We start from the raw sequence: 5,610 nt of genomic DNA on the forward strand, positions 1-5,610 counted from the left end.
ATCTTTTATTTTCTTTAAGATTTCATATTTTTTCAAAATAAACCTTTTATATCTTTTAGAATTATATCCAAATAGGAAATAAAAAAACTTCTATTTCTCATTGATATTTCTATATGGCTCCACATAAATCAAGTCTATCCATAGAGAGTATCTCTGCACCTTGGGTCAAAGAGATTTGATGGGATTTATAAAGTTCTAGTGCTAGTTTCTCTTTTAGAAGTTGGGTTAGACTCTGTTCTGTTTCATTGATACCGAAAAATATATTATCAGGTATGTTTATAGCTAAGTTCATGGTGACTCCTTTTTGATTTTATTATATCATTGGTTTATAGACTAAAATCTTAATATCTAAAGATAGCTCATCATAAATTAGATTTATTCGCTATAATCCCCCCATGAAAAAAACAAGCCCAAACGCCCCATGTCCATGTGGTAGCCACAAGAAATATAAAAAATGCTGTGCCATCTACCACAAAGGTACAAAGCCAAAAACAGCTCTGCTTCTGATGAAATCTCGCTATAGTGCGTATGCTGTTGGTGATAGCTCCTATATTATCAAGACTACACACCCTGATAATCCTGACTATAGTGATGATAAGCAGAGTATAGACTCTTTTTGTCAACATAGTGACTTTTTGGGTTTGGAGATTATGGAGTTTGTGGATAGAGAGCGTGAGGCTTTTGTTACTTTTAGAGCTAGACTAGGTTCTGGTGATATGGTGGAGAGGAGTCGGTTTTTGAGGGTGGATGGTTGTTGGCTCTATGTTGATGGTATCTAGCCAATACTTTCTACTCGGATTCACTGTTTAATTTAAATTATGAATAAGCTAGGCAGTGTCATCTTTTATAACTACTCACCCCACTAAACTCTGCATTCAATCTCTCTTCGTTTGGTGGATACATAACTTCACTATAATTTCTAACAATAAACTCTTTTTTTATACTCTTTCCTGTTCTCTTATCAATAATTTTTCTATAAAGTTTATTACTTCTAAAATAGGTATCCCCTACCTTTTCAAAAAAATGATTCTCCTCGACCACTCTGTAGCTCTGTTTTAGTTCATTGTTGATTCTAAACTCTCCATACAAAAAAGTATCATCAATATGAAGTAGAAGTTGTATCGGATATTTTGTGGAATTTCTTAATCGCAAATCGAGATAGTTGTACATCACGGTTGCCCCACTGGCAAAAGGCAACACACGCCCCTCGTCAGGGAAGGGGTCAAAGCTGTGATGGTGTCGTTCTATTATCTCTAGTGGGGTGTGTAGTGCCAACCAATAGATAAGATTAGAGGATTGGCAAATGCCTCCTGCTGTGGCTTTTATCGCTTCTCCATTTGAGAGTTGTATTCCCTCTTTGAACCCTCTTTTTTTTGTGGGCTTTCCAAGAAGTTTAAAATAGGAAAAGACCTCATCTGGTTGAATAACAGTACCATTTAAAGAGGCTACTACTATTTGAAGATTTTTTACTTTATTGTGTTGCAGATACATATCACAACTGCCCAATTTTCTCAACAGCAGACTTTTATGTTTTTTGATTCTATAAGAAAAAGGTTCAAGCTCTCTTGTCGTAGCATAACGATACCCATCAAAAAGCATATCTAACTTTTTATTCCAAACTTTTAACATGATGGCGAGATGTAATAACTTGGGATGATACATCGAAAGAGGTTTAGATATAAATTTTGGTCTTTTAATCATTTTTTCCTATTACTCCACCTCTTGACTCACCACATTCTCTCTATATTTAACAGCCTCCAACTTCCTCTTGATAATCGTCTGCTCCTCTCTAAGCGTCTTAACGATATGCTGATGGTGGGCTATCTCTCGACTCTCATAATAGATTTGATTATCCAGATAGATATTTGGCAGAGTCATAAGTAGTACTAATGAGACCGAGAAGAGAGTTATCAGTATCATACTAACAGTAACCCCATTCTCCGTTTTGACTCTTAGCCCATTTCGCATTTTTTTTACTTTTTCTGCCATATCTTATCCTTTAAATATAAATGTTCTTAGCTTTGCTGACCTCGAACGAGCATTGATTTTTAGCTCCTCTTTTGAGGCTACAGTAGGTTTTCTTTTTAACATCTTGCCTAAATCATGGTTTTTACTACAGGTGCATCTCATCGCATGGCTATCACATATACAAGCAGTAACCCATTTTTTATATCGGTTTTTAACCAACCTATCTTCTAGTGAATGAAAGGTAATAAGAGAGACAATAGCTCCTTTGAGTTCCCCTGCTTTAGCCTTTGTCTCCAAAATATCCAATAGCCCCTCTATCTCACCAAGCTCGTTGTTAACCTCTATACGGATGCCTTGAAATGTCAAAGTTGCTGGATGAATTTTACCACCTCTAGGGATAACCGAACAGACAATATCCGATAGCTCTTTTGCACTCTCTATAGTTTTTTTGCTCCGTGCCTCGACAATTGCACCTGCAACTTTTCGATAGGAGCGAACCTCTCCATAATGGTTTAGTATATACTCCAATCTCTCTTGGTCATAGTGGTTAACAACTTCATAAGCACTCAATTCTGCACTAGGGTCCATTCGCATATCAAGATTTTCACTCTCAAAACTAAAACCTCTCTGCTTCTTGTCTAGTTGCAGAGATGAGACCCCAAAATCTGCTAAAACAGCAACTAGGGGACTCTCTTTTAGCTTTGGAAAAGTTGTTGCAAAAGTTCCTCTGTATAGCTTACTTCTATCTACAAAACCACTTAACCTATCTTTTGAAAAATCCAAAGCCTCATCATCTCTATCTATACCTATATGCTCTATCTGGGAATATCTTTTTAACATAGCCTCTGAGTGACCTGCGTAGCCTAAAGTACAATCTACAAAATACCCTGATTTTATATTTGAAAATCCATCTAATACCTCATCAAGAAGTACAGGAATATGTGGAGTATTCATTATCTATCACCTTTATAATTATTCACTAAAACGGTATAATAGCAAAATTAACAATAAGCAGAGGTAATTTATGGATTCATATCTTATTGAGCAGATAAAACATATCTCTCACTCTATGTTTCAAAAAAACTTTTTTGGTGTTTTTCATGGCTCCATATCAGCAAAAACAGCTGTCAACTCTTTTATTATTAATAAAAAGGAGACCATACTAGATGATGTCGGAGAGAGCTGTTTTATAAATCTGAACTACTCAAAGCCAAAAGATTATCGTTGGAATGAGGCATCTGCTGATGTTAGAATACATGAGAAAATCTACAGACTACTCCCCTCTGCAAAATATATATCCTATACCATGCCACCCTATGCTACTGCCTACTCACTATCACACAAAGAGGTCGTGCCAGAGGACTACTATGGTCATCAGATACTAGATAAAGTAGTGATATATGACCCAAAAGATTTTTCAGATTGGCATAAAAGAGCGGCCTATGAGATAACGAGTTTTTTTAAAAAGAGTAGTGACCATCTTCTGCTTATAAAAGGGTTTGGGCTTATCTCTTATGATAGAGATTTGACAGAGATGGTCAAAAAAGTTGCTATATTGGAAAATAGTTGTAAGCTACTTACTATTGGGGCTGTGATTAAATAAGTAGTTGGTTTATGGATGATTCGTGAAGTTTTATCAACCTAAAGATAATGATTTGGTTGTGCTATAATAATGGTTAAGATTTCAAAAAAAGGAAAAACTTGAAATATTTTGAACTTATATGCATAGCATACATAAAAAAGGACATCGGATTCAAAGAGAGTTTTGAGACCATATCCAAATACATTAGTTTCTCTATGGCACAGATAGAGGGGCTTAAACAACTACACAACCAAAAAGGGTTTAAGTTTTATAGTTTTGGTAATTTTTATCCCATAGAGAAAGAGAGAATCTATAAAAAAGGTAATAGTTATCAATTTACACTTCGTTCACTTGATGAGAAATTTATAGATGATTTATCTACAACACTTCGACAAAATATAAATAATCCAAACTTTTTAGTTGTCGAGGCTCACAAAAAAATGGTAAAGCAGTTTTTTATCTCTGAACTTTATAGTGCTACACCTGTTATTGTATCGCTAGAGAATAGAATTTTTTGGACAATAGAGCGAGATGGAGACATACTCAAACTACAAAAACAGCTTCATGATAATTTAGAGAAAAAATACCAAGAGTTTTATGCTGAATCTATAAAGGGTGAACAGAACTTTATACAACTCTTGGAGGTCAAGAATCGTGTTCCTCAAACCATACAGACTATTAAAAATGGAAAAGCTTTTAAGTTTTTTGGTAATAAGTTTCGAATTGTTCCTAATGAGGATGAGGTTTCGCAGAAGTTAGCATTTGTGGCTTTGGCTTGTGGGCTTGGGGAGAAGAACTCGTTTGGGGGTGGGTTTTTGCTTGGGAAAGGGCTAAGATTATGAAGATAGAAACTTCAACATACAAAGCATTTATAAAAGAGTTAAAATCAAAAATTCAAACCTCTCAAATTAAAGCTTCTATAAAGGTTAATGAGGAGCTTCTCAAACTCTATTGGGAGATAGCTCAAATGATTATAGTAAAACAGAAAGAGTCCTCTTGGGGTGATGGATTGATAGGGCAGATTAGTAGAGATTTAAAAAAAGAGTTCCCTGATATGAAAGGGTTTTCAAAAACAAATCTTTTATATATGAAAAAATGGTATCTCTTTTATAGTCAAGAGAATCTCCCACAAGTTGTGGGAGAAATTTTCAAAATCCCTTGGGGACACAATCGAGAGATAATAACAAAAGTTAAAAGCAAAGATGAAGCACTATTTTACACACAAAAAACTCTTCAAAATGGTTGGTCAAGAGCTGTTTTACTCCATCAGATAGAGAGTAATTTCTATCAAAGAGATGGAAAAGCCATCAATAACTTTGACCATAAACTTCCCTCACCTCAATCTGATTTAGCTAAAGCTGTACTAAAAGACCCTTATAGTTTTGATTTCTTAATGCTTACACAAAAGCATAACGAAAAAGAGTTAGAGGATGCACTCATGGAGCAGATAACAAATTTTCTATTGGAGCTTGGTAGTGGATTTGCTTTTGTGGGAAGACAATATAAACTGATGGTTGGAGGTGATGAGTTTAGGATAGATTTGCTTTTTTATCATGTCAAACTCAAATGTTATATCGTGGTAGAACTAAAAACAGTAAAGTTCAAACCTGAATTTGCAGGGCAGTTAAATTTTTATGTATCGGCTATAGATGGGGAGCTAAGAGAATCGAATGATAACCCAACTCTGGGGATACTTATCTGTAAATCCAAAAACAATATGGTTGTGGAGTATGCTCTAAACAAGATAGACAATCCTATAGGTGTGAGTGAGTATCAGCTTGTGAGTAAATTGCCTAAAGAGTTTAAGTCAAGTTTGCCTAGTATTGAAGAGATTGAGGCTGAGTTTGAGGGTGGTATATGAATTTAAAACTTGACAGGGATAAATTAAAAGCAAAATTTTTAATACTAAATAATGCTATTTTTGAATTTAAAAAAACAACTATAGGTAAAATAGTTTTTGAAAAAATTCTTTTTAGAAGTAAAAGTTTTTATTCAGCATTATTATTTATATTACCTTATTTAATTTGGGAAATAAGAGCATATAGTTATGGTAAACATTG

The 5,610-nt window shown here is 34.6% G+C and carries 9 protein-coding genes; 5 read left to right on the plus strand and 4 right to left on the minus strand.

From position 1 onward, the window contains the following. Window positions 1-109: 109 nt before the first annotated feature. Window positions 110-292: a UPF0175 family protein gene (locus GSY74_RS07055; RefSeq protein WP_164664401.1), complete on the minus strand. Its 183-nt coding sequence runs from the start codon at window positions 290-292 to the stop codon at window positions 110-112. A 103-nt stretch (window positions 293-395) separates the two neighbouring features. Between GSY74_RS07055 and GSY74_RS07060 the strand changes: the two genes are divergently transcribed. Further along, window positions 396-779 carry a YchJ family protein gene (locus GSY74_RS07060; protein WP_164664402.1) on the plus strand — a complete coding sequence of 128 codons (384 nt, stop codon included), beginning with the start codon at window positions 396-398 and terminating at the stop codon, window positions 777-779. Between the two features lie 58 nt (window positions 780-837). On the opposite strand, the gene GSY74_RS07065 is transcribed toward GSY74_RS07060, so the two are convergent. From GSY74_RS07065 to rsmH, 3 genes are read right to left on the minus strand one after another with little or no spacing between them, the layout of a single operon-like run. Next, a complete protein-coding gene (locus GSY74_RS07065; protein WP_164664403.1) occupies window positions 838-1,701 on the minus strand; it encodes a VanW family protein in 864 nt (287 codons plus the stop codon). 9 nt (window positions 1,702-1,710) lie between these two features. Then, complete coding sequence (locus GSY74_RS07070; protein ID WP_164664404.1) at window positions 1,711-1,989, minus strand: hypothetical protein; 279 nt, start codon at window positions 1,987-1,989, stop codon at window positions 1,711-1,713. Window positions 1,990-1,992: 3 nt separating this feature from the next. After that, on the minus strand, window positions 1,993-2,922 hold the full coding sequence (gene rsmH / locus GSY74_RS07075; RefSeq protein WP_164664405.1) for a 16S rRNA (cytosine(1402)-N(4))-methyltransferase RsmH: 930 nt from the start codon (window positions 2,920-2,922) through the stop codon (window positions 1,993-1,995). 70 nt (window positions 2,923-2,992) lie between these two features. On the opposite strand from rsmH, the gene GSY74_RS07080 reads away from it, so the two are divergent. From GSY74_RS07080 to GSY74_RS07095, 4 genes are all read left to right on the plus strand, one after another. Beyond that, complete coding sequence (locus GSY74_RS07080) at window positions 2,993-3,571, plus strand: class II aldolase and adducin N-terminal domain-containing protein (RefSeq protein WP_164664406.1); 579 nt, start codon at window positions 2,993-2,995, stop codon at window positions 3,569-3,571. 98 nt (window positions 3,572-3,669) lie between these two features. Continuing rightward, entirely contained in the window at window positions 3,670-4,392 is a 723-nt protein-coding gene (gene cas6 / locus GSY74_RS07085; RefSeq protein WP_164664407.1) for a CRISPR-associated endoribonuclease Cas6, read from the plus strand. Continuing rightward, on the plus strand, window positions 4,389-5,411 hold the full coding sequence (locus GSY74_RS07090) for a YhcG family protein (RefSeq protein ID WP_164664408.1): 1,023 nt from the start codon (window positions 4,389-4,391) through the stop codon (window positions 5,409-5,411). The genes cas6 and GSY74_RS07090 overlap by 4 nt, the downstream gene beginning before the upstream one ends. Continuing rightward, the coding region (locus GSY74_RS07095; RefSeq protein ID WP_164664409.1) for a hypothetical protein at window positions 5,408-5,610 on the plus strand (203 nt) is incomplete at its 3' end. The genes GSY74_RS07090 and GSY74_RS07095, both read left to right, overlap by 4 nt.

It is taken from the genome of Sulfurovum sp. bin170 (assembly GCF_010892395.1).
Lineage (GTDB): Bacteria > Campylobacterota > Campylobacteria > Campylobacterales > Sulfurovaceae > UBA1140.

Coding starts and splice junctions, on each gene's coding strand:
- GSY74_RS07055 (WP_164664401.1), bottom strand. CDS start 292: ATGAACTTAGCTATAAACATACCTGATAATATATTTTTCGGTATCAAT.
- GSY74_RS07060 (WP_164664402.1), top strand. CDS start 396: ATGAAAAAAACAAGCCCAAACGCCCCATGTCCATGTGGTAGCCACAAG.
- GSY74_RS07065 (WP_164664403.1), bottom strand. CDS start 1,701: ATGATTAAAAGACCAAAATTTATATCTAAACCTCTTTCGATGTATCAT.
- GSY74_RS07070 (WP_164664404.1), bottom strand. CDS start 1,989: ATGGCAGAAAAAGTAAAAAAAATGCGAAATGGGCTAAGAGTCAAAACG.
- rsmH (WP_164664405.1), bottom strand. CDS start 2,922: ATGAATACTCCACATATTCCTGTACTTCTTGATGAGGTATTAGATGGA.
- GSY74_RS07080 (WP_164664406.1), top strand. CDS start 2,993: ATGGATTCATATCTTATTGAGCAGATAAAACATATCTCTCACTCTATG.
- GSY74_RS07090 (WP_164664408.1), top strand. CDS start 4,389: ATGAAGATAGAAACTTCAACATACAAAGCATTTATAAAAGAGTTAAAA.